Source organism: Bernardetia aquimarina (genome assembly GCF_042180575.1).
Taxonomy (GTDB): domain Bacteria; phylum Bacteroidota; class Bacteroidia; order Cytophagales; family Bernardetiaceae; genus Bernardetia.
On the sequence record NZ_CP170094.1, the window covers coordinates 685,253 to 708,694 of the forward strand.

A 23,442-nucleotide genomic window follows, 5' to 3' on the forward strand; every position below is an offset into this window, starting at 1 on the left:
CTGTAATACACTTATTAAATTACAAATCATTTGTTTTGAAAGTATCAACGGCTCTCACTTGCACCTTGCAAGACAGAGCAGGAAGACAATTTTTATAATCTTGTAAACTCTAAAATGAAGAAGATATGGAAAATTGATATGTGATTAGTATTTTGTGTTCTCTTGATTTTGATATGAATTACTTAGATTTGTAAGTATATATTTGTAGTTATTAATTATAATATTGAAACATGTTTAATAAAGCACCTCATAGAAAAAATTTAATAATAAAAATCATTCCTTTATTATTATTGTTATTTATTTTCTTTTCTTGTTCAAAACCTAAATCAGAAAAACATGAAGAACTAACTGATTTTTTACCTCAGAGTGAAGTAGAAAAAATAGCTGAAAAAATTGAAAAACTCCTTCAAAACAAAAAAGGAACACAAGTTTATTCATTATTTGATGGCAAGGAGTTTTATGAACGTTTATCCATTGATTCTCGTCAGAATCCACAAGTTAGGGTAAAAGAAGTTTCAAGAATTGCAGAAGATAATTTTGTCAAGAATATGTCAAACTCTTTAGATATTGCAAGTGATTCTTTACAAATCTATTTTATAGAAGCAAAACAACAGCAAGGTAATTACCTTCCTCTTTCATTTGTTTGGAATGATACTGCTGGGTTGAACTTCTTTGATTTATTTTTAACACGAAATGACAACGGAAAAATAGTCATTTGTGATTATTTAATTTATATGTCTGGTGAATTGGCAAGTGTATCTCTAGATAAATTTATTTCTAATCGTGCAAAATATGGTGATGATGTAAATTCTAAATTAGGAAAGGCGTTAATCAAACTCACTGAAATTAGTAAATTATCAGCTTTACAGAACTATGAAGAGGCATATTCTATATACCAATCAATTCCATTACCGTTTAACCAAGAAACGGCTTTTCTAATGAAAAAATTGAATATTGTAAAAAATTTTTCCATGCCATTATATATCCAAACATTAGAAGAGCTTATTAAAACTGAAGCCTGTAAAGAATGTAAATCACTATATAAATTTTATATTGCTGTTGCAGAAGAAGATCAAAACAAACAGCGTCTTTATTGGAATGAACTTAAAAGTAATTATAAAAATAAAAAGAAATTAGAGGTAATAGAAAAAGCTATTTTTCTTCACTTGAAAAATAATCCTTAGACCAAAAAAACTTCACTTTCCAACCTTTTTTCTCTAAAAGCATAGGCAAATAAACGTGAAATTCTTTAGCAGAATAAGAAGCAAAATAACGTTCGTCATCTGTGTAAACGGCTGCTAGTATTTCCTTGTTTTCATTTGAAAGCATAACTAAATCCATCACCGAAAAAGTATTTTGAGAAAATTCTATTTCTGAATTTTCATTATTTGAAATAATTGTACTTTTTAGATTTGAAAAATAATTATTTTGCATCAAATTATTTTCTGTTGCTTGTGTTTCACGAGCGACAGTTGAATTATCATTCTCAAAATTGATTTGATGCCAGCTTTTCCCTTCTGAAATCGAATGAACAAAGGATAAGTATTTTTTCAAAAGTTGTGCACCCAAGCTATGCGTTTCCAAAACAGGTAACTGATGAGGAAAAATACTACTTACCACAAAAATCTTTTCCCTAGCTCTGCTAATTGCTACATTCAAACGATTTTCGCCTCCTTGCTGACTTAAAGAACCAAAACTTAAACGAAATTTCCCACTCATGTTTGGCGCATAACCCACAGAAAAAATAATTAAATCTCGCTCATCGCCCTGTACATTTTCTATATTTTTGATAAATAAATCTTCTGGAATAGTTTCCAAATTCTCCTCTAATAAATCACGAATTAGATTTTGCTGTTTTGCATTGAATGTAATTATTCCAATAGATTTTTTACTCGTTTTTTCGTCTTTGAGTAATTTATTAACTAACTCTACTACTTTTTGCGCTTCTTCTTGATTTTGGTTTTGATACCACGTTCCGTTTACTTTTAGATATTCTATTGGTGTAGAATCTTTATATTCTTCCATCATCTTCAAATCTGGTACAACTTTCAAACGATTTCCATAAAAATGATAATTCGAAAAGGCTATCAGTTCAGCAAAACGACTGCGATAATGTCCATTCAATTCAAAAGAAGGAAGATAATTTTTACCCAAATCCAAAAGCGAATCTACCTCTAAAGCAAGTGTGGGACTTTCATTGATTTCATCATCTAAATCATTAAAATTTAGTACTTCTGAATCTAACTTATCCAAATCTTCTTCCCAACGAGGTTGATACAAATCGTGTGGAGGAAGCTGTTTTTCATCACCAGCAATAATACTTTGTTTGCCACGATAAAGCGCAGGAATTCCCTTTTCAGCAAAACATTGAGAAGCCTCATCAAAAATCACTAAATCAAAGTTTTGAACGAGTGGAAAAATAGCAGAAACCGTTTCAGGAGAAGCCAACCAACAGGGTAAAAGTCCAAAAATTTCATCAGAAAAATTAGATAAAAGTTTGCGTAATGCCCAAATACTGCGTTTTTTCTTTACTTGATGTTCCAAATCTCGGTAGGTTGTTCGGTTGCCCAAACGATTAAACTCTATGTCTTTATACGTTTTTTCTTTTACTTTTAAGCGCAAAATATCGGCACTAATTTGCTGTTTTTGAGTAACCAAACTCTTTAAACGCTCTTCATTTTCTTTCCAATTTTGAGAACCTACCGTTTTCAAAACTGGAAAGCGTTTTTCTAATTCATTTATCCAACTAATTTGAATGGAATTATCAAATAAATCTAAAACTTCAACTTCACTAAATTGATTATTTTCATTTTCAGAAAAATAATTTTTTAACTCTTCAATCGTCTTTAGTTCTGCTTCTGAAAATTTACTTTTTAGCGTGTCTAATTCTACCAATTTATCAAAATCAGATTGAATAGTAGATTTTATTTCATCTATTTCTTTACTTTGATTTTCAGATTTATTTTCATTTAAAAGCAACTCAATTTGATTATTTGTTAAATAATTTTGCCATTTTTTTTCCTCTGTATCAATTTCTGTCAGAATGTTTACAAACTCCTCCAAAAACAAATTCAAATCTTGATGCGTAATATGTTTGTCTAAAAAAATACGGCTGTATTCTATAAGTTCTACCAAAAGAAGTTTCAAATCTAAGGCTTTTCGATGGGTAGAAAACCAATTTTTAAGCTCATTTTTTTTAAGTCCGATTGATTTTGGAGGTTCAGAAACCCATTCTACTGCCTGCATAGCAATCATTTTGAGTTCGAAACGATTACGTTTTGATATTTTTTTTAGAAGAAAATCTATATCTTTTATTGTATCTTTTCGTTTGTATTTCTCTAAAAACTCTTTTGTAAATTTCTCGGCTTTTGGTGCAGCCATTCGTTTCCACACTTTTCTAAAAAAAGACTGTTTTTGTTTTTTGTATTCTTCTAATAAGAATTTAGCTTCTTTGAGAGTTCTGTGTTCTAAAAATTTTTCCATTCCTCCAAAATGAAAATAACTCAACAAATCTTTTTCTTTTTCTGAAAGCCATTTTTTTTCTGCATTTGCAAATGAAGCAGCTATATTTTCTTTTTGAGAAATTTCTATATATTCATTAATCCACTCAGGTTGTTCGAATTCATAAAAACGACTTTCCTTAAAAATTTGCCATAAATTATCGTCTTTGAGTTCTTTGACAGCTTGTTTCCATTGAGGAACTTTTTCACTCCATTTTTTAGCTTGGTTGTATGAAATTGTTTTACCTAAAAGTGTAGAAAGTTTTGATTCACTACCTTTTTTGAAAGTTGGAATGTCTGTAAAAAGCGATAGAATTTCCTTTTTATTTTCTTCTGTAAAACCTGCAAAACTTTGTCTTTCTGATAAAATATAAGTTGGATTATCATAATTATTTTGAAGACGAATATATGTTTTTAAGTTTTTTCTAAACTTTATAATCCCTCGTTGATGGCGAAGTCTCAACGACGGTTCAATGTCAATATTAGAATCAAATTCATCATCAAAATAAAAATCAGAAACGTGTGATAATTCAATATTTTCTTTCTTTAAATCAGCATTTAGATATAATTCTTTGATTGATTTTCCTGCAATTTTTTCATCAAAAAAAGCTGTTCTGTACTTTTCAAATTCGTTGGTAAGGCTATCAATTTCTCTACTAATTTTCAGAAAATTACGTTCCAAATGAATTGCATTGAGCGTTTTATTTTGCTTTTCGTAGCTTTCTAAATTCTGAATATGATTTGCTATTTGCTCATAAATGTTTTTTCTATCCTGTTTAAAATCGTGAACAAGGGCAATAAAATCTGAAATTTCTATTTCTTTCAAACGATTCTGAACTACATCTAAAGCTGCTCTTTTCTGACAAACAACTAAAACTTTTTTTCCTTGCGCCACAAAATCACTAACTAAGTTACAAATCAGTTGAGATTTTCCAGTTCCAGGAGGTCCTTGTACGACAAACGAATTATTATTTTTGACAGCCTTCAAAACCTGTTCTTGTGAAGCATCAAGGGCAAAAGGCGCAAAAATTTCTTCTTCTGAAATGTATTTTTCTACTGAATTATTTTTTAAAATCTCATCTTGATATTCAGTTCCTTTAAACTTTTCAAAATCATTAAATTTATCAAAATCTCCGTGAAAAAAATCTTCTAATTGAGGTGTTTTTTCATTATTTATCAGTTTTTCATAATCTTGATACAAATACGAACCAGCTTGAGGGAAAATTCCCAAAACGGCTTGAGAAATCAATTTTAATTTTCCTGTTTCGAAAAGATTTGTAGCATCTTGTTTGGTTTGAGAGAAAAAAGGAAGGAGTTTTTGAGCAAACGTTTCTTGATTAAAATTAATTTCTAGCTGACTTTTTTCTAAATAATTATATAACTCTGTCAGAAATTCTAAGGAATCTTTCGGAAAATCTTCAAAGTTTTCCTCTAAAAAAGAATCTGAAATTTCAGTTTCATTAAAATGAGAATACGCCAGTAAAAGGGCTTTATTAAAACTAACTCCTGCATCAGTTCGCTGCGTAATTTGCCATTTCCTGTTTTTAATTTCCAAGGTTACAGGAAAAAACAAAAGTGGACAACGCACAACTGTATCATCAAATAACTTTCCTTCCACAAACGGAAAACCGACATACAAATCGAATGCTCCACTTTCTTCAAAAATAGAAGTTGTCTTTCGCTCAATTCCCTTTAATTGTCGGCTGATTTGATTGGTTTTAGAATCTCTAGCATCTGAAAGACTACAAATTGGAATATTTTTTTTATTTGATAACAAACTTTCAACAACTGAAAAGGCAGATTTATTTTTATCCAGTAAAAAATCAAGTTCATTTATATCTAAAAATGAATTCTTATAGATTTTAGGAAGCCAAAGCGAACGGTTTTTACCCGAAAGATTGGTCAGTCTGCGTTGATAGATTTCTAAAAGTTTGTGTTTTTGCATAGTTTTTATGTCGTTGGTGGGACACCAACAACGGCAAGGTGGAGAGACATCAAAAACGGTAAATTGTAGATAAAAGCTTTTCTTTTTACATAATAAACATACTTTTTATATTAGTTCTTCATCATAAAAAGGAAAATTTCCATCTTCGCTCATTAAAAGTAGATTTTCTGAAATAGCTTGACTAATGATAACTCTATCAAAAGGGTCTTTATGATGAAAAGGTAGCTTTTGTAAAACTTCTAAATGAGGGATAGTTATGTCTAACAAAATAACCTCCTTTGGAATCATTTTATTCAAAGGAATATATACCTCTAATTTACCCAAGCTATTTTTGAGAGCTATTTCCCACAAACTAACTATACTGATATATTTTTTGTGAGTTGCATTTTCTATAAAAGCACTTTTTTCTTTGCTAAGTCTAGAATTATTTGTCAAATGCCAAATCAAAATATGTGTATCTAAAAGTATTTCCATTACATATAATCTTTAAAATCTTCTAAAGGAGCATCAAAATCATCACTCATATTTCGTATTACATTTTTTCCAGACCCTCTTTTTATTGACAAATGAGGAATTTTTTTATCTGTTTGGTTTTCTGTACTCACAAAAAGTTGATAACTACGTTGCAGTTTTTTTATGAACTCTTCATCTTTTAATAAGCTAATTTTTTCTTGTAGTTCACTGATAGTTTGCTTTAAGGCTAGATATTCTTCTTCTGGAATGGTTATATTTTTCATCGTTTTTTAGTTTAGTTTTCAAAAAAAGTAGTTGTAAAAATAACGCATATTTTTTGAGTAAAGTTTTATTTCTTTAAATCTTCAAAATTAAAATGTCTAACTTTTCCTATTTCAAGTTCATTTTTTTCTAAAGGTTGAAACTTCACTGTTAATAAGGATTTTTTAGTTGTTCGTAAGCTGATGAAAAACATTTTCTAAAGATTGCGTTTGTTGCTGCATTTCTAAAAGAATCCAATTATTTTGAGCAGAATGTAAAAATATTTCTTTTCTTAAATCACTTTGCGTAAATAACTTGACTTTTTTAGGTTCATTTTGATTAATTTCTACCTTTACTATTCCCTCAATTTTTTTCCATTCTTCTTCTAAAATGGGCTTTTCCGTTTCGATATTTACGACATACTCATTCTGATTTAATTCCGTTTTAAGTTTATCATTTAGTTGGTCTATTGATGTATCAAGCACTTTTTCGCCTTTATTTATAATCACAACTCTATCACAAAGAGCTTGAACTTCTTGCATAATATGGGTAGAAAAAATAATCGTTTTTTCTGCGCTAATACTCTTTATTACTTGACGAATTTCTACAATCTGATTTGGGTCTAGTCCTGTTGTTGGTTCGTCCAAAATCAAAACTTCTGGGTCGTGTAAAAGTGCTTGTGCAAGTCCGACACGCTGCTGAAAACCTTTTGAAAGTTGGTGAAGTTGTTTGTGTGATTCTCTTTCTAGTTTTACTAACTGAATTACTTCATCAATTCTATTTTTCAGATTTACACTTTTTAAATCATAAAATTTCCCCATAAAAGCTAGATATTCCTTTACATACATATCCGAATAGAGAGGATTATTTTCGGCTAGATAGCCAATTTTTTTTCTGACTTCTTTTGGATTTTGAGCTACATCAATTCCACAAACTTCTACATTTCCACTACTTGCAGCCATATAACAGGTTGCTATTTTCATCGTTGTAGATTTTCCTGCTCCATTTGGTCCTAGAAAACCCAAAATTTCTCCTTTTTTGGCTTCCAAAGAAAGATTATTGACAGCAGCTTGTGAACCGTAAAGTTTTGTGAGATTTGTTATTTTTATCATTTTGAAATTGAGTAAACGAAAATGCTAGGGTAGGATTGGTAAATGATTTATAAGATTTATAGGATGAAATATAGGATAAATACATTTTTTTAAATCAAAAATCAAATTTTTAATTACTTTTGAATGAATTGTATTTCTATTAATCACTAAACGTTAATAACTAATCACTATTATTCTATGCCAAATTTACCACAAACAAACGATTTAAACGAATTTCAAAAATACATAAAAGAACTTTGTATAGAAAGAGGTTGGGACAAAAACTCACCTTCACAGCTTTTTTTGCTCTTGACAGAAGAAATTGGAGAAGTAGCAAAGGCTATTCGAAATCATACTAATTTACACACTCAAAAAGCACAAGATTCAGAAGAAAAACAACAAAAAACAAAAGCCGAACTAGCCTCCGAACTTGCCGATGTATTGAATTATCTATTAGATATTTCGAATCATTTTGAGATAGATTTAGCACAAGCTTTTAGAGATAAAAATAAAGAAAATGAAAGTAGAGAATGGAATCAATAAAGTTAGAAGTCAGATTTAAGAAGTTAGAAGTTTTTTATTGTGTTTGCTAAAACTGGATACCAATTCCAGAAGTAACTTCATAATTCCATTTTTCGATACGAATAACAGGCGCAGCATCGTAATAAGGCACAAACTTTAAGTTAAATGAAATATGTTTGGAAAGTCTAGCTCTAAAATTTGCATCACCACTAATGCGAGGATGAAAAAACATATCAAAACGAGCTTGATAATAAGTGATAAACATTAACTCTGTATTTTCATTAAATTTCGCATGAAAATTTATATAGTTGGTAGATTTTACAAGCCGAGTAAGTTCATAATTTTCTTCAAGTTTCCATTCTTCCCATTCGTACATTGCACCTGTTCCGATAGCAATATCCAAGTTTTCGGAGTTTTTTAATGTTAGACGTGGAGTTGCTCCTATAAGCCCACGATTTATAAGTCCTCTAGTTTCATTGTATTGATATTGTGCAAAAACCTCAGCCGAAAGTTTCTTTTTTCTCCAAAAATTAATTCTATGATGAAAATAACCTTCACTAATAACATTTTTTCCTTCTGATTTTATAAGGTTGATATGAGCTATCCAAATATAGGCATGTTTGGGTGTCATGAGAAGTAAATAATCATCGTTATCAAACTGTAATACAGTGTTTTGTTGGCGTGTCCAATCAAATCCAAAAATAAAGTTTCCTCTCCAAACTGTCGAATCAGTTACTTCTATTTCTTGTCTTTCTTTTTCTATATTTAAGATTTGAGCAGACAAGTTTGTTTGTATTAAAATAAAAATACAAACAGTAAAAAATAGTTGCTTGATAAAATTCATTTATTTAAAATTTTATAATAAATAAACAGACTAAAAAAAGTCGGCTTTACTAAATTAAACAGAAAAGGCTTCTATTTATCAACTTAGCAAGTAAGTTAAAAAATAAAAGCCTTTTTTTAATAAAAATGTGATAGAACTTTCTTAGAATTAAAGAATAATTCTAAAATATTTCTACATTTCTTCGTCTTGCATTTGCATTTTCTGACGGTAAGCTGCACGGATTTTTTCAGTACGACGGCTTACAGATGGTTTTTCGAAGTAGTTACGGCTACGAACTGTACGCAAAACGCCAGCTTTTTCGAATTTTTTCTTGAAACGTTTAAGAGCCTTGTCGATAGACTCGTTGTCTTTTACATTGATAGATAACATATAAAAATGAGTTTATTAAATGAAATAAATGAGTTTTGAATTTTTCTTTAATTACTTAGGAGTAATCATTGAGAAAAAATAATATTTTTCTATTCTATTTTTTTTATATTTTGATATAAATTATAACAAAATTTAGATTTAAAATAGAATATATAAAGTTTTATAATGGTGTAATTAGCTCCTACTAACTACTTTTTTAATTTGTTCTTTTATTAAAACTTCTACTAATAGAACTACAAAAAAATCTGCATTGTTTCTTTTAGCGAACTGCAAAGTTAGTTTTTATCTATTATTTTTACAAATTTTATCACGCCTAATTTTATAAAAAAGAGTAGAGTTATGGATTCTAAAGTAAATATTCTCAATTTTCATTAAAAATTCTCTTCTTTCCTTAATTGCTTTATCAAAAATGACATAGTGAGTAGAAAAATACTAGATTTTATCGCATTTTTGTAAACTATTTATTCAAAAAAACTTTCTATGAAATTTATATTTATGAGCTTACAGGGTTTCTATAAAAAAAACACAATCAACTTTCCTTTACTTTTTCTTTTGATTTTTAGTAGTATTGCTATTTTTTCTTCTTGTGGAGGTAAAAAAAAGAAAAGTAATGAGTCTTTTTTTTCTACTTCAAAAGAATTGCCTGATAGTATTTTGCCTAGAGAAAAATTTGTACAAATAATTGCTGATATTCTGACGGCTGAATCTGCCGTAGTGCAACAGTACGACCCAAAAGAATCAAAGTTGATGCGTTTTGAAAAATACAGATATAATATTTATAAAAAGCATGAAATTGATTCTAACTACTTTATGAAAAACTATAATTATTATATGAAAATGCCAAAACGTTCAGAGCTTCTTTTATTCATTGTAGAAGATACTTTGCAGGCTCGTAAAGATTCTCTGAGAGTAGAGTAAGTTTTTATAAAAAATCTCATGCACTATTCCCATGCATGAGATATTCTGATTATTTAGAAACATTCATTTCTTCCAAATGACTTCTATCATTGGCTAATTGCAGTTCGAAACTATGCGTATCATAATGATAATGAAGAACATAAAGTCCTAAGTTTGAATGTTCGAAGTCATCCATTTTAGAAATCGGTTGTCGCATAAGCTGACAGAGCAAAATACGCATTGCTCGTCCGTGCATACAAACCAAAACGTTTTTTTCTTGTGGACGAGAAAGAATTACCTCTAATGCTTCTCTTTGCCTTTCGGCTACTTCAAGAGGACTTTCTCCTTTTGGTACTTTTAGATGAAGTTCGCCATTTCGCCAACCTTCTAACATTTTAAAGTAAGCATCATTTTCTTCTTTTGTAATAGGTCTGCCTTCTTTATCGCCCCAACTAACTTCGTTTAGTCCGACAAGTTTTTCCCATGCTATTTCTAAATCTAAAAAATTTTGTATGCTTTGATGCGTTCGTTTGAGCATTGAGGTATAGACTTTATCAAATTTTGTTTCTCCATGTTTTTGAAAAAATAAATCTGCTTGTTGTCTTCCTACATCGTTTAAATCGGAATCTATACCACAGCCTTGAACCAAACCTCGTCGGTTGTATTCAGTTTCTCCGTGCCTAATAATGTAAATAATTTTATCTGGAGTAGAAATTTTCATAATGAATTGTGTTTTAGTGAATTGAGTATTGTTTTTTATAAATCTTTGTTAGATAATTTAGTTTTGTATGAGGCTTTTTTGTTTATAAGTCAAATATAGATACAATTTACCCAAACAAAACTAAATAGATAACGTCTGTATTAAGTAAAATAGTTTCAAGAATTGTACTAATTTTATGTTACAAATTGATAAATAAGTAGAATTACAGAGCAAAAAACATGAATATTCATAAAATAGATAACCATTTACACCACTCTTTTTTAGAAGAAGAACGCAAAGATGCCATTACAGGAGATTTGATTCAAGCAAATGACGAGGTTGTTTTTTGTGGAGTTTGTAAATCTGCTTTTCTGAAGGATTCTTGGGAATATATGGGTAAAAAGCATTGTAATGACTTCAAAACGCTTGATTCTGTTCCTATTTCTCAGCCTTTATCACTTAGCGTTTTCAAAATTATCCCTAAATTTATTACGCTCATAAATTCAGATATTTCTTTTAAAGAGTGTCAAAAATTTCTTTCTACTTTCAAGCCAAGCAATAAAAAGACAGTTATTTATTTGAAAGAAGACTTTAAGAAAGGAACGGTAAAATACAATGAGTTATTAGACCAATGTAAAAGAATAGAAAGTAAGCGCATAGGAGATGAGATGAGAGAAAATTACAAGCCTATTGAAATAATAAATGAGCATCTATTTAATACTTGTGCAGGCACTTTGGGAGTATCAGTTATTTTTTTACCAATAACATTACTAAAACTGAACGAGTTTGTAAAATTAGGTTGGACTTGGGGAATAGTTTTGTCTTTGGTAATTATAAGTGTAATTTATTTTCTTATACATAAATTCTTAAAATATGCTTCGTTTGAACAAGAAGATAAGCAAAAAAACAAAAAGGATATTTCAGAACAGGAAGAAATAAGCAATAAGGTAATACATAAATTTCCACCCAAAAGCATGCATTCTTCAGATAATCACGATGCTGTTACTTTTGGAATGATTGATAAGAGTCTGTTTTTTTATTTTGAAGAAGCACAACAAGCTATTTTCCTAGAATTTACACGAATTGATCAAATTAGAATTAATTATCAATCCGATACGTATTGGTATATTACACTAATAAAACACAAACAAAAAGATGTTGAGGTAACTATTCCGTTAGTCTTTTTGAATAAAGAAGAACTAGACTTATTTTTGTTGGAGTTGGGAAAAATGCAAAAAGAACTTTCTAGTAAAACAAAAATGACATTGATAGATTTTCCTTCTAGCATAATAAGGAATTACAAAGAAAAATCATTCCGTTATAAAAACTTTCTATTTATACAAAACTCAACAGAAACCCAAACAGAAGATTATAAAAAATCTACATTAAGAGAATTGAAAAGTAGTAGAGTAAATGAAAGAAAAAAAATGAGAAAAAAACAGAGAAACAAGAACTAAAATCTGAATTAGACAGTACAATAAAAAACATTTTCATCAAAAAACATGAATATTCATAAAATAGACAGTCATTTACACCACTCTTTTTTAGAAGAAGACCGAAAAGATGCCATTACAGGAGATTTGATTCAAGCAAATGACGAGGTTGTTTTTTGTGGAGTTTGTAAGTCTGCTTTTCTGAAAGGTTCGTGGGAATATATGGATAGGAAGCATTGTGGGCAAACTAAAACACTTAAAAAAGTTCCTGTTTCTGTGCCTTTGTTATTGAATATTACGAGTATAAAACCTCATTTTATTACGCTTACAAATGTTTCTACTTCTTTTGAAGAATGTTTAGATCTACTTTCTTCTTTTAATCCAAAAGATAAAAAAATAGATATTTTATTAGATTTTGTTGTAAAAAAAGGAACACAAGAATACACCAATCTACTTGAAAAAACTACAAAGAAAATAGAACAAGATAAAGTTACTCTAAGTACTACTCAAGTTGAAGACGAATCACTTGTAAATTCTACAACTCTAATTATCGCTCTAGTGCTAATCGGTATTGTTTATTTTATCCCCAAAGATTATTCCGTACTTAAAGTATTTCCTGCCATTATTTTATTCTTTCTTATTTTAGCACTCATTCAAGAGGCTATAGATTCAATAAAAGAAAAATTTAGAGCAAAAAGAGAAATTTCAAAAGGGAAAAAAACACAAAAGGAAAATAATTCGTTTAGGAAATCTACAAAACAAGTTTGAATACAAAGATTCAATTACTTTTAGTATCTTCAATCACAATCTATTTCTTTATTTTGAAGAATTACAACAAGCAATTTTTGTCGAATTAGCAAAAATATCTGAAATAGAAATTAAATATCAAGCACATTGTTATGTCCTTTTAGTTTTGAAAAGCTATAAAAAAGCTAGTGAGGAAATAGAAATACCTTTGGTTTTTTCGAAAAACTCACGAGTAATAAAATTTTTGATGAAATTAAGTTTGTCCAATAAAGAGATTTCAAACCCTTCAAAAATAGTAGTTACTAATTTTCCCATTAACCAAAAAGTTTCTTTGCAAAATAGCCTAAGATTATATCCAAATATCACTTTTGAAAATGAACATACATAAAATAAACAGCCATTTACACAAATCTTTTTTAGAAGAAGAACGAAAAGATGCCATTACAGGAGATTTGATTCAAGCAAATGACGAGGTTGTTTTTTGTGCAGTTTGTAAGTCTGCTTTTTTCAAAGATTCGTGGGAATATATGGATAGAAAACATTGTGGACAGACCAAAACGCTTAACTCTGTTCCTATTTCTAAACCCTTGTTATTGAATGTTTCGATTATAAAACCTCATTTTATTACGCTTACGACTTCCTCTGTATCATTTGAAAAGTATTTGGAAATGCTTTCTGATTTTAACCCAAGAGATAAAAAAGTAGAGATTCGCTTAGATCCAATTTTGAAAAAAGGAACAGAACAGTACAATAGATTACTAGAAAAGGCGATAAGAAAACCTGAAAGGAAAACAGAGCAAGAGATAAAAATAGAAAAAAAAGGAAATTGGGAAGATGACATAATGCAAGGTGTTATAATTTTTGTAGTCTTTGCATTTATTACAGCTTTTCCTCTTTCTGCCATAATAGAAACAACATTATCAAAGGTTTTGGTAGTCATATCTTATGTTTTGGTGGCTTTCCTCTTTGTAGTAGCAAATAAATACAATTTTTTTAGTAAAAAAAAGGTCATAAGAAACGATAATGAAAATAGTGATAACTCAATTACTTTTGGTATTTTCAATCATAGTTTGTTTTTCTATTTTGAGGAAATTCAACAAGGTATTTTTATAGAACTTACACGCATTGGTAAGATAGAAATTCAATATCAATCTAGTTGTTGTATTAATTTAATTTTGAAAAAAAATGATAAAAATAACAAGGCAATTAGTATTCCTTTGATTTTTTCAAAAAAAGAACGAATAACTACTTTTCTGATACGATTAGCCAAAACAAAAAAAGGAGTTTCGAATCACTCACAGGTTAAATTGACTAATTTTCCTATTGATAGAATTCGTTTGTTGAAAAGAAAATTGATGCTTTATACAGATATTATTTTCGAAGAACCTAAAAAAATAGAACCTAAAAAAGAGTTGATTCGCTATAAAGCAAAAGCTGAAAATGAATCTGTTTCGCTAGAAAAGTTAACCAGTCCAATAGACTTAACAAAAAGTCAAAAAATATCTAAACAGAGTAAAAACAGAAATCATCATCATCAAAACCAACATAAAAACCATTATAAAAATTATAAGAGAAGATAGAAAAACACAATCCATTTCTAACTCCACTTAAAACCTAAAATAAGTTGGTCGTCAATTTGGTCTTCATTCCCTTCTTCTTTCCATTTTCCCATAAAATCTGTAAAGTATTCTTTCTGCTTGTCTAAAGGTTGAGGAGCTACTTCTTTAATCATTTCATAAAAATCGTGTCTTCCCAGTTTTTTATTCTCTTTTCCTCCAAATTGGTCTTGATAGCCATCAGAAGTAAGATAAAATGTTGTGTCTGAATCTAAAGACAGAGTGTGCAATGTAAACTCTATATCTTCTTCTTTACCTCCAATAGAATGACGATCGCCTTTTACAGAATGAAGTTTTTTATCTTGAACATAAATAAAAGGACGTTTTGCACCTGCAAAATAGACTTGTTTATTTTCAACTTTATCATTATCAAAAGCACACAAAATAATATCCATTCCATCTTTAATATTATTTTCAGATTGTGATAAACTCTGACGAATAAGTGTATGCAATCTACTCAAAACTTTGTGAGGTTGCCATTCTCCCTCTGCTTCAATTATTTGAGTGAGCGCAGAGTTGGCAGCCATCGCCATAATAGCCCCTGGTACGCCGTGTCCTGTACAATCAATCCCTGCAATAAGAGTTTTTTCATCCGTTTTTCCTATCCAATACGAATCTCCACTTACCACATCTTTTGGCTGATAATACACAAAGTGATTTGGTAAAAGCTTCAATAATAATCTTTCTGAAGGCAACATAGCTTGTTGAATGCGCTTTGCATACCGAATACTTTGCCCAATTTTTTTGTTCTGTTTATCAGCTTCTAAATAAATGGTTGAAAGTTGTTCTGCTTGTAAACTAATATCATCTCGCTGTGCCAAAATCTCTTCTTTTTGCTGCATAATTTCAGCATTTCTTTCTAATAATGAACCATTTGTAGCTTCTATCTCTTCTTTTTGAGCATTGATTTCTTCAGTACGAATTTCTACGATTTTTTCTAAATGTAATTTATCATTTTTAATTTTTTGCATACGCAAATTATGTCCTCCCCAAACTACAAAACAAACAACAATACCAGCCAAAATTTGAAACCAAAGACGATTCCAAAAAGCTGGACTGATTACAAATGAAGTAGTTGCAAATTCTTGAGAAACCACACCGTCAGCATTAATAGCACGAGCTTCAAAATTATATTTTCCATCAGGAAGACTGGTATAAGTTGCTGAATTTATGGTTGTTGGTGGAGACCATTCTGTATCTAACCCTGTCAAACGGTATTGATAACGTAAATCTTTAGGGTTTTTGTAGCTGATTCCTATAAAATTGAAAGTCAAATAATTTTTATTGTAAGCTAATTCTTGATTATTGATTTGAATGGTATCTCTCAAAAATAATTGAACATTTTCTAAGAAAATAGGTGGAGGAGTATCATTTTTTTCAAATAAAGTAGGGTTACATTTCATAAGTCCATTGATTGTACCAAACCAAAGATTATCATTTTTATCTCTAAAAACTGAATTCTGATTCGTTTCCATTCCTGTAAAACCTTCTTTAAAACTATATTTTTTTACTTCATTTGTTTTTGGATTTAGGCAGTTTACACCATCATTTGTACCTATCCAAATATTTCCTAAGGCATCTCCTTGAATCAAATAGGGATTATCAGAGCTGATACCTTCTTTAGTTGTATAAACTTTGAAATCTTTTCCATCATACTTGAAAATTCCACCTCCAATACTTCCAAACCATAAATTACCATCTTCATCTTCGGTAATGGCAGCAGGGCGATTGTGAGGTAAACCTTCATTTTTGGTAAGTGAATGAAATTTTGTCCCATCATAGCGTGAAAGTCCATTATCATTACTTCCAAACCATAAATCACCTTTTTTGTCTTTATACAAAGTCCAAATTACATTACTGACAAGTCCTTCATTGGTTGTAAAATCTTGAGTAGAAACAGCTTTTTGTCCTTGCATAGTTAAACGAACACATTTTTGTCTAAAAACTGAAACCCAAATCTGATTTGTTTTGTCTTCATTGATTGAAATAATAGGCGCATTTGGATTGCCATTTATCAATTTTGAATAATCTGAAATTTGTTTGGTTTGAGGATTGTAACTCGCCAATTTTCCTCTCGCACCTATCCAGACCAAACCTCTTGAATCTGTATAAAGTGACGTAATTGATGTATTTGGAAAAATATTTATTTGTTCTACATTCGCAATATTACTTTGAGCTTTATTTGTAAATGTGTAACGATATAAACCTTTCAGTGTACCTGTCCAAACTCCTCCTTGATTATCCGTTGTGGTTGCAAAAATGATTTCGTCTTCAGCTTGTTTTATCTTTTCGAAATAACGTCCTAGAAAAAGTGAAAGTCCTTTTCCCAAGTGTGTTCCTATCCAAACTTGTCCTTCATGGTCTTGTTCGATAGTAACTACTTGCGCCCCTGCTAGTCCGTTTTGAGTGGTAAAAGTTTCTATTTCTTTGTTTTTTATATGAACAACTCCTCCATTTGTAGCTACCCAAATACTTTTATCATTAGCTAACTTGAGAGAGTTTATTCCATTCAAAAGAGGAATTTCATTGACTGTATATTTTTCTAAAACAGTAGCTTTCTGCGCTCTTTCTAGTGAAATTTTGAATAATTCATTTCCTGTAGCTACCCAAAGTGTATTTTTATCTATAAATTTGACATCAGAAAATCCTGCTGCCTGTGAGTTGAGATTGAAGGGAGAAAGAAGTGAATCAAGTTTTGGTATTTGATTGGTAGTGTTTAATTTATGTAACCCATTTATTCCCACAGCAAATGTTTCATCATTTTCTGTAAAAACCTGACTGATAAAATTAGTTTGAAAATGATGAGAAAGTAGCTTTCCAGTAATTGCATCTACCAAAAAAAGACCTGTATTTGTGGCTACACAAAGCTTATCATTTTCTACTCGTAAGATAGAATTTACAGCTTTTATGGTATCAGAAGCAAAATTTATAAATGTATTTCCTTGTTTGAGAGAAATTCCTGTATAACGATGTCCTACCCAAATCTGATTTTGATTATCTTGATAAATTGTAGTTACATGATTATCTCCTAGCCCTTCTTTTTGTGTATAGGTCGTAAATTCTTGCCCATCAAAAGAAGCTACTCCTCCCTGCGTTCCTACCCAAAGCTTGGATTGATTATCCAAAAGAAGAGAATAAACAGAACTTTGTGGCAAACCTTCTTGTATAGTATAAGTACGAAAATGAGGATTTTGAGCCTGTGAGGAAGTAAAATACAACAAGAAAATGCAAATACAACAACTAAAAAATAGTAGTGTTTTTGATAAAGAAAAATTCATAAATTACAATTTTAGATAAATTTGGGTACTCTAATGTATAAATTATTTCTCAATTCTTGCACGTTGTTAAGCGTTTTTTCGATAAATTAGCAAAAAAAACGTTTCAAAGAAGTTTTGGCTTTATTAAATTGATAGACTTTGTTTTTCTTTTGTTCAAATGATTTCATATAGAATCCTTATCTTTGTCTATTCTATCGAAAAAATTATTAAATCATATATCTAAAAAGACTTTCATGGAAAGCACGGCAAAAAAAAATAAGAAAAAAAAGGGAAGCCCAGAAAATGAGGTTTTTCAAAAAATAATTTCACATTGTAAAGAATACGGCTTTGTATTTCAATCGTCTGAAATCTATGACGGTTTGCAAGCTGTTTATGATTACGGACAAAATGGTTCTGCTCTTCGTAACAACCTTCAACAGGCTTGGTGGCTTGCCATGACACGTTTGAATGATAATATCGTCGGAATTGATGCAGCTATTTTTATGCACCCAACGACGTGGCAAGCGTCTGGACACATCGAAGGTTTTAATGACCCAATGATTGATAACAAAGATTCTCAAAAACGTTATCGTGCTGACCAAATCATTGAAGACCGAGCAGAACAGTATGAAAAAGAAGGCGATAAAGAAAAAGCACAGGCTTTGGTAAATAAAATGAATGACCTTTTGAAGAAAGAAGATTTAGAAGGAGTTCATAATTTGATTGTCGAAGAAAATATTACTTGTCCAATTTCAGGAACTGCAAATTGGACAGAAGTACGTCAGTTTAATTTGATGTTTTCTACTCAAATTGGTTCGGTAGATAACGAATCTAGTCAAGTTTATCTTCGTCCAGAAACTGCACAAGGTATTTTTGTAAATTACCTAAATGTTCAGAAAACAAGCCGTTTACAACCTCCTTTTGGTATTGCACAAGTTGGTAAAGCATTTAGAAATGAAATTGTAGCTCGTCAGTTTATCATGCGTATGCGTGAATTTACTCAAATGGAAATGCAATTTTTTATTAAACCAGGGACACAAAAAGAATGGTTTGATAAATGGAAAGAAAATCGTCATAAATGGCATTTGGCTATCGGAACACCTGCCGAAAAACTTCGTTTTCACGTTCATGACAAATTAGCTCACTATGCTGATGCAGCCGAAGATATAGAATTTAATTATCCAATTGGTTGGAAGGAAATGGAAGGAATTCATTCTCGTACAGACTTTGATTTGAAGCAACACGAAGAATATTCTAAGAAAAAATTACGTTTCCACGATGCACAAGCAAAGGAAAATTATATTCCTTATGTCATCGAAACTTCTATCGGTCTTGACCGTTTGTTTTTGTCTGTGATGAGCAATGCCTATCAAGAAATTGAATCTACAAATGACAAAGGTAACGTCGAAAAACGTATTGTTCTTTCTTTTCCTGCGCCACTTGCACCAACAAAAGTTGCTGTTTTTCCTCTTACCAAAAAAGACGGACTACCAGAAAAAGCACAAGAAATTTTGAAAGAATTGAGTTTGGATTTAGAAACATTTTATGAAGAAAGTGCTTCTATCGGAAAGCGTTATGCTCGTCAAGATGTTGTCGGAACTCCGTTTTGTGTTACTGTCGACCACGATACGTTGGAAGACAATACAGTTACACTTCGTTATCGTGATACAATGGAACAAATCCGTATTCCTATTTCAGAACTGAAAGCAAAACTACTTTATGAATGTTCTATGAGTAGAATTTTGGAGAAATTGGTTTAGATTCCTTCTAACCAAAGGAAAACAAAAAACTTCAATCAGCTATTTCTAAAATAGTTTGATTGAAGTTTTTTATTTTATGGATGTTTTTAGCTTTTTATTTACTTTATTTCTCCTCAAAACCGAGTGATTCTCTGCCATCATTGTTGTATAAGATGATAACAAAACTATGTTTGCCAGATTCTTTAGTAGGATATTTTCCCCAACCACACCAAAGACCTGAATCAGTTCCAAAACTGCTTAATTCTTTTTCAAATTTGCCTTTTACTTTTGCAGAGATAGATTTCATATATTCAAAATCTTTTGTAGAAATATAGTTTGATGTTGCGCCATTTTTTAATGATGAAATACTTACTTCATCAATTTTGATGTCTGTCAAATCATACCCTGTCTTGTTTTCAATTTTAATTTCCAAAGGTTCATACACCTCACAAGAAAAAGCAGAAAACGATAAAACAATTCCTAATAAGGAAAGGTGAAGTATTGATTTTAAGTTGAAATGAGCTATTTTTTGAATATTCATAATAGGTTTATTTAATCGTATTTATTTTTTTTCAAAATAGAGAATTTCACCATCTACTCCTTTTTCAATAGTGAGAACAAATGTATGTTTTCCTGATTTTAGCACATCAGCTTTACTAGCTTGATCCATTCGCTTATAATCCTCATCGGTTAATCCTGTTCCACACCAACCCCAATGATTTATTTCTTTATACTCACTACTTAAACCTCGCTTAAATTTCTCACTTACTACTACCGAAACACCTCTTAAATACCTAAAATCTTCTAAAGATGTATAATTTGAAATCTGCCCACTTCTCAAAGATGAAATTTCTAGCTTATCAGCTCTAATTTCTGTCAAATCATAACCTGTTTTATTTTCGATTCTAATTTCCAAAGGCTCATATACCTCACAAGAAAAAGCCGAAAATGATAAAACAGTTCCTAATAAGGAAAGATAAAGTATTGATTTTAGATTGAAATGAAATGCTTTTTGATTTTTCATAGTAGAATGAATTGCAGTTATTGAAGTAGATAATTAGATTGTCTTTTTTACTAATACTCTAAAAGTACAAATTTTGCTGCAATTAAATATAAAAAAACTGAAATTTAACATTTCAATTCTGGATTTACCAAAACCACAAAGCAGCCTATCAGATTCTATAACTCTAATAGGCTTCTTTATTTTCAAATTGACTAATTATCCTCTATATATTCTAATAGTTCTTGTTTATCAAAATAGGAAAATTCCTCAGCTATTAGATAGTACCTTCTTTTATCATTTGGTAGTACATATTGATACATAATTTTTGTAAACTCTAATTTGTAACTACTAAAACTATACAGATTCATTAGTTCCTTAATTTGATTTATAGAAAAACAAGGAGGATATTTCTTCAAAATCTTTTTTATTTTGTCATTTTTCCGACTGTCGATAGATTCAGATTTCATCAATTCTTTTATTTCTTGCAATTCTTCAGTACTTATAAAATAAGTAGAATGAATGTTTGACGAATGGGAACTAGAAGGATGATGAGATTCTTTGCTTTTTACAAAATCATATAACAAAATAGCACTAGAAAAAGTAGAAAAAGTATCGTAGATTTGATGAAAGTTTTCTTTATCAATACTAGAATTATATGCGTTTTTTGCAACTAAAAGCCTCTCTAAATCTCCTGTAAATAACGAAATGATTAATTTGATTTGAGCTGTACTTAGGCAGTTCTCTTTACTTAATTTTAGTGCAGCCTCTAATTTAGATTTTTGAATACTTTGCCTTTCAATAAAATTCTTTTTACTCTGAAATAAATAATCAGACAATGCTTTTGTACAATTAGTATTCTGAGCAAGAGAAAAATGACTAAATAACACAAGATATACAATAAAGGAAAAAGAAGATAAATAAGTTTTCATAGATAGGATTTTTATAATAGTTTATGGATTAATAATGAATCCATAAGACAAAAACTAAACCTATTTGTTGTTACCTCTACTCCTATTAGTAAACACAAAAAAGCCTATCAGATTATAAAAATCTAATAGGCTTTTTCATTTTCTAAAAAGTAATTTGTATTTATCTTCATTCATCATAAGAATCATACAAATCACTCGCTAATCAGTTACAGTATTTACCTATTCAAATAAACCATCAAAACAGAAATATCAGAAGGACTAATTCCACTAATTCGTGATGCTTGTCCTAATGTGCGAGGCTGAATTTGAGTTAGTTTTTTACGTGCTTCCATAGAAAGTGAAGGCATAGAATGATAATCAAGACCATCAAATAAATGAAGTCCTTCCAAACGGTGCATTTTCTCAACTAGCTTTTGTTCTTTCTCTACATATTCAGAATATTTGACTTGAATTTCGGCTTGTTCCAAAATCTCTTCATTATTCCTATTGTTTGTACTGCTTCCATTTTCTGAATCAGAAACAGAATATTTTTCTAACAAATTAGCGATTTCGCTGTCCATTTTACCCAAATCAGAAAGCTGAACTTGTGGACGCTTCAAAACATCAATCGATTTTACTTTCTGCTTTAATTCAGAAGTTCCTAATGCTGCCAAAACAGGATTTGCATCTTCTAACTCAAGACTTCTTTTAGACAAAACTTTAATAACTTCTTTTACTTCTTCTTCTTTTTGTTTCATTTTTTGAAGACGAGTTTCAGAAGCTAATCCCAAATCAAAACCTTTTTGAGTAAGACGAACATCAGCATTATCTTGACGTAACAAAATACGATATTCGGCTCTTGAAGTAAACATTCTGTACGGCTCATCTGTGCCTTTATGAATCAAATCATCAATCAAAACACCAATATAAGCATCAGAACGAGAAAGCGTAAAGGCTTCTTTTTCATGTGCTTTTTGATGGGCGTTTATTCCTGCCATAAGTCCCTGACAAGCAGCTTCTTCATAGCCTGTTGTGCCATTGATTTGACCTGCAAAATACAGATTTTCAATGCGTTTTGTTTCTAAAGTTTCCTTTAATTGTGTGGGTTGGAAAAAATCATATTCAATTGCATATCCGGGACGAAACATTTTTGCTTTCTCAAAACCTACAATTTGATTTAATGCTTTTTGCTGAACTTCATACGGAAGCGAAGTCGAAAAACCATTTACATACACTTCTACAGTATCCCAACCTTCTGGTTCTACAAAAATTTGGTGTCTGTCACGCTCCGAAAAACGAACAATTTTATCCTCAATCGAAGGACAATATCTTGGTCCCAATCCTTTTATACGTCCTGCAAACATAGGCGATTTCTCAAAACCAGTTTGCAAAATCTCATGAACTTTTGGATTGGTATAAGTGATATAACAACTTCTTTGATTTACTAAAGAGGTCGTTTCATCAGAATACGAAAATTTTGAAGGATTTTCGTCGCCCTTTTGTTCTTCGATGGCTTCGTAATTAATAGTTCTGCCATCTACTCGTGGTGGCGTTCCTGTTTTCATTCTACCAGCCTCAAAACCTAATTCTACTAATTGTCCTGTAATTCCTGTGGCTGCTCGCTCGCCTGCACGTCCTCCTCCAAATTGTTTTTCTCCAATATGAATAAGTCCGTTTAGGAAAGTTCCGTTGGTAAGGATTACAGTTTTTCCTTCAAACTCAATTCCTAATTGCGTTCTTACTCCACAAACTCGTCCATCACGCACCACCAAACCTTCGACCATTTCTTGCCAAAGGTCAATATTTTTATTGTTTTCTAAAGCTGTTCGCCATTCTTCTGCAAAACGCATTCGGTCGCTCTGACAACGTGGACTCCACATTGCAGCACCTTTCGAACGGTTGAGCATTCGGAATTGTATCATTGTTTTGTCTGTAATTATTCCAGACATTCCACCTAAAGCATCTATTTCTCGCACGATTTGACCCTTTGCAACGCCTCCCATAGCAGGGTTACAACTCATTTGAGCAATCGTGTGCATATTCATTGTTACTAACAAAACTTTTGAGCCTAATGTGGCTGCTGTGTGGGCTGCTTCACAACCTGCGTGTCCTGCGCCCACTATTATTACGTCGTACATATATTTTCAGTTGTCATTT

General features: G+C 30.6%; 19 protein-coding genes. 7 read left to right on the forward strand and 12 right to left on the reverse strand.

Annotated elements, in window-relative coordinates:
* Window positions 1–230 precede the first annotated feature (230 nt).
* A complete protein-coding gene (locus tag ACE193_RS02770) occupies window positions 231–1,184 on the forward strand; it encodes a hypothetical protein (protein WP_375561498.1) in 954 nt (317 codons plus the stop codon).
* On the opposite strand, the gene ACE193_RS02775 is transcribed toward ACE193_RS02770, so the two are convergent.
* The 4 genes from ACE193_RS02775 to gldA all read right to left on the reverse strand — a co-directional run bounded on the left by ACE193_RS02775 (window position 1,153) and on the right by gldA (window position 7,271).
* Window positions 1,153–5,445 (reverse strand): AAA domain-containing protein, encoded by a 4,293-nt coding sequence (locus ACE193_RS02775; RefSeq protein ID WP_375561499.1) that lies wholly within the window; start codon window positions 5,443–5,445, stop codon window positions 1,153–1,155. The genes ACE193_RS02770 and ACE193_RS02775 overlap by 32 nt on opposite strands.
* A gap of 105 nt (window positions 5,446–5,550) precedes the next feature.
* Window positions 5,551–5,919, reverse strand: coding sequence for a type II toxin-antitoxin system VapC family toxin (locus ACE193_RS02780; RefSeq protein ID WP_375561500.1), 369 nt, complete (start codon window positions 5,917–5,919; stop codon window positions 5,551–5,553).
* Window positions 5,919–6,182 carry a hypothetical protein gene (locus tag ACE193_RS02785; RefSeq protein WP_375561501.1) on the reverse strand — a complete coding sequence of 88 codons (264 nt, stop codon included), beginning with the start codon at window positions 6,180–6,182 and terminating at the stop codon, window positions 5,919–5,921. Before ACE193_RS02785 ends, ACE193_RS02780 begins: the two co-directional genes overlap by 1 nt.
* 162 nt (window positions 6,183–6,344) lie before the next feature.
* The gene (gene gldA / locus ACE193_RS02790; protein ID WP_375561502.1) at window positions 6,345–7,271 is read right to left on the reverse strand and encodes a gliding motility-associated ABC transporter ATP-binding subunit GldA; all 927 of its coding nucleotides are present in this window, start codon (window positions 7,269–7,271) and stop codon (window positions 6,345–6,347) included.
* 177 nt (window positions 7,272–7,448) lie between these two features.
* Here gldA and ACE193_RS02795 point away from each other — a divergent pair, with 177 nt between their 5' ends.
* Window positions 7,449–7,793: a MazG nucleotide pyrophosphohydrolase domain-containing protein gene (locus tag ACE193_RS02795; protein WP_375561503.1), complete on the forward strand. Its 345-nt coding sequence runs from the start codon at window positions 7,449–7,451 to the stop codon at window positions 7,791–7,793.
* 46 nt (window positions 7,794–7,839) lie between these two features.
* Here the strand turns inward: ACE193_RS02795 and ACE193_RS02800 are convergent, their stop codons facing one another.
* A complete protein-coding gene (locus ACE193_RS02800; protein WP_375561504.1) occupies window positions 7,840–8,616 on the reverse strand; it encodes a DUF481 domain-containing protein in 777 nt (258 codons plus the stop codon).
* Window positions 8,617–8,787: 171 nt separating this feature from the next.
* The gene (rpsU, locus tag ACE193_RS02805; protein ID WP_338766118.1) at window positions 8,788–8,985 is read right to left on the reverse strand and encodes a 30S ribosomal protein S21; all 198 of its coding nucleotides are present in this window, start codon (window positions 8,983–8,985) and stop codon (window positions 8,788–8,790) included.
* Window positions 8,986–9,465: 480 nt separating this feature from the next.
* On the opposite strand from rpsU, the gene ACE193_RS02810 reads away from it, so the two are divergent.
* Window positions 9,466–9,903, forward strand: coding sequence for a DUF4296 domain-containing protein (locus ACE193_RS02810; RefSeq protein ID WP_375561505.1), 438 nt, complete (start codon window positions 9,466–9,468; stop codon window positions 9,901–9,903).
* Between the two features lie 49 nt (window positions 9,904–9,952).
* Here the strand turns inward: ACE193_RS02810 and ACE193_RS02815 are convergent, their stop codons facing one another.
* Window positions 9,953–10,603, reverse strand: a complete 651-nt coding sequence (locus ACE193_RS02815; protein ID WP_375561506.1) for a histidine phosphatase family protein — start codon at window positions 10,601–10,603, stop codon at window positions 9,953–9,955.
* A gap of 218 nt (window positions 10,604–10,821) precedes the next feature.
* Between ACE193_RS02815 and ACE193_RS02820 the strand changes: the two genes are divergently transcribed.
* From ACE193_RS02820 to ACE193_RS02830, 3 genes are all read left to right on the forward strand, one after another.
* Entirely contained in the window at window positions 10,822–12,039 is a 1,218-nt protein-coding gene (locus ACE193_RS02820; RefSeq protein ID WP_375561507.1) for a hypothetical protein, read from the forward strand.
* 45 nt (window positions 12,040–12,084) lie between these two features.
* Window positions 12,085–12,783, forward strand: coding sequence for a hypothetical protein (locus tag ACE193_RS02825; protein WP_375561508.1), 699 nt, complete (start codon window positions 12,085–12,087; stop codon window positions 12,781–12,783).
* 353 nt (window positions 12,784–13,136) lie between these two features.
* Complete coding sequence (locus tag ACE193_RS02830; RefSeq protein ID WP_375561509.1) at window positions 13,137–14,342, forward strand: hypothetical protein; 1,206 nt, start codon at window positions 13,137–13,139, stop codon at window positions 14,340–14,342.
* A gap of 17 nt (window positions 14,343–14,359) precedes the next feature.
* Here the strand turns inward: ACE193_RS02830 and ACE193_RS02835 are convergent, their stop codons facing one another.
* The gene (locus tag ACE193_RS02835) at window positions 14,360–17,656 is read right to left on the reverse strand and encodes a two-component regulator propeller domain-containing protein (RefSeq protein ID WP_375561510.1); all 3,297 of its coding nucleotides are present in this window, start codon (window positions 17,654–17,656) and stop codon (window positions 14,360–14,362) included.
* Window positions 17,657–17,889: 233 nt separating this feature from the next.
* Between ACE193_RS02835 and ACE193_RS02840 the strand changes: the two genes are divergently transcribed.
* Complete coding sequence (locus ACE193_RS02840) at window positions 17,890–19,395, forward strand: glycine--tRNA ligase (RefSeq protein ID WP_375561511.1); 1,506 nt, start codon at window positions 17,890–17,892, stop codon at window positions 19,393–19,395.
* Window positions 19,396–19,498: 103 nt separating this feature from the next.
* On the opposite strand, the gene ACE193_RS02845 is transcribed toward ACE193_RS02840, so the two are convergent.
* The 4 genes from ACE193_RS02845 to mnmG all read right to left on the reverse strand — a co-directional run bounded on the left by ACE193_RS02845 (window position 19,499) and on the right by mnmG (window position 23,423).
* A complete protein-coding gene (locus ACE193_RS02845) occupies window positions 19,499–19,915 on the reverse strand; it encodes a hypothetical protein (protein ID WP_375561512.1) in 417 nt (138 codons plus the stop codon).
* Window positions 19,916–19,936: 21 nt separating this feature from the next.
* On the reverse strand, window positions 19,937–20,398 hold the full coding sequence (locus tag ACE193_RS02850; RefSeq protein WP_375561513.1) for a hypothetical protein: 462 nt from the start codon (window positions 20,396–20,398) through the stop codon (window positions 19,937–19,939).
* A 191-nt stretch (window positions 20,399–20,589) separates the two neighbouring features.
* A complete protein-coding gene (locus ACE193_RS02855) occupies window positions 20,590–21,306 on the reverse strand; it encodes a DUF4476 domain-containing protein (protein WP_375561514.1) in 717 nt (238 codons plus the stop codon).
* A 215-nt stretch (window positions 21,307–21,521) separates the two neighbouring features.
* Window positions 21,522–23,423 carry a tRNA uridine-5-carboxymethylaminomethyl(34) synthesis enzyme MnmG gene (gene mnmG / locus ACE193_RS02860; protein WP_375561515.1) on the reverse strand — a complete coding sequence of 634 codons (1,902 nt, stop codon included), beginning with the start codon at window positions 23,421–23,423 and terminating at the stop codon, window positions 21,522–21,524.
* Between the last annotated feature and the right edge of the window lie 19 nt (window positions 23,424–23,442).

What these genes read in the sequence shown, in the direction of transcription:
- ACE193_RS02770 (WP_375561498.1), top strand. Translation starts at nt 231, where the DNA reads ATGTTTAATAAAGCACCTCATAGAAAAAATTTAATAATAAAAATCATT.
- ACE193_RS02775 (WP_375561499.1), bottom strand. Translation starts at nt 5,445, where the DNA reads ATGCAAAAACACAAACTTTTAGAAATCTATCAACGCAGACTGACCAAT.
- ACE193_RS02780 (WP_375561500.1), bottom strand. Translation starts at nt 5,919, where the DNA reads ATGGAAATACTTTTAGATACACATATTTTGATTTGGCATTTGACAAAT.
- ACE193_RS02785 (WP_375561501.1), bottom strand. Translation starts at nt 6,182, where the DNA reads ATGAAAAATATAACCATTCCAGAAGAAGAATATCTAGCCTTAAAGCAA.
- gldA (WP_375561502.1), bottom strand. Translation starts at nt 7,271, where the DNA reads ATGATAAAAATAACAAATCTCACAAAACTTTACGGTTCACAAGCTGCT.
- ACE193_RS02795 (WP_375561503.1), top strand. Translation starts at nt 7,449, where the DNA reads ATGCCAAATTTACCACAAACAAACGATTTAAACGAATTTCAAAAATAC.
- ACE193_RS02800 (WP_375561504.1), bottom strand. Translation starts at nt 8,616, where the DNA reads ATGAATTTTATCAAGCAACTATTTTTTACTGTTTGTATTTTTATTTTA.
- rpsU (WP_338766118.1), bottom strand. Translation starts at nt 8,985, where the DNA reads ATGTTATCTATCAATGTAAAAGACAACGAGTCTATCGACAAGGCTCTT.
- ACE193_RS02810 (WP_375561505.1), top strand. Translation starts at nt 9,466, where the DNA reads ATGAAATTTATATTTATGAGCTTACAGGGTTTCTATAAAAAAAACACA.
- ACE193_RS02815 (WP_375561506.1), bottom strand. Translation starts at nt 10,603, where the DNA reads ATGAAAATTTCTACTCCAGATAAAATTATTTACATTATTAGGCACGGA.
- ACE193_RS02820 (WP_375561507.1), top strand. Translation starts at nt 10,822, where the DNA reads ATGAATATTCATAAAATAGATAACCATTTACACCACTCTTTTTTAGAA.
- ACE193_RS02825 (WP_375561508.1), top strand. Translation starts at nt 12,085, where the DNA reads ATGAATATTCATAAAATAGACAGTCATTTACACCACTCTTTTTTAGAA.
- ACE193_RS02830 (WP_375561509.1), top strand. Translation starts at nt 13,137, where the DNA reads ATGAACATACATAAAATAAACAGCCATTTACACAAATCTTTTTTAGAA.
- ACE193_RS02835 (WP_375561510.1), bottom strand. Translation starts at nt 17,656, where the DNA reads ATGAATTTTTCTTTATCAAAAACACTACTATTTTTTAGTTGTTGTATT.
- ACE193_RS02840 (WP_375561511.1), top strand. Translation starts at nt 17,890, where the DNA reads ATGGAAAGCACGGCAAAAAAAAATAAGAAAAAAAAGGGAAGCCCAGAA.
- ACE193_RS02845 (WP_375561512.1), bottom strand. Translation starts at nt 19,915, where the DNA reads ATGAATATTCAAAAAATAGCTCATTTCAACTTAAAATCAATACTTCAC.
- ACE193_RS02850 (WP_375561513.1), bottom strand. Translation starts at nt 20,398, where the DNA reads ATGAAAAATCAAAAAGCATTTCATTTCAATCTAAAATCAATACTTTAT.
- ACE193_RS02855 (WP_375561514.1), bottom strand. Translation starts at nt 21,306, where the DNA reads ATGAAAACTTATTTATCTTCTTTTTCCTTTATTGTATATCTTGTGTTA.
- mnmG (WP_375561515.1), bottom strand. Translation starts at nt 23,423, where the DNA reads ATGTACGACGTAATAATAGTGGGCGCAGGACACGCAGGTTGTGAAGCA.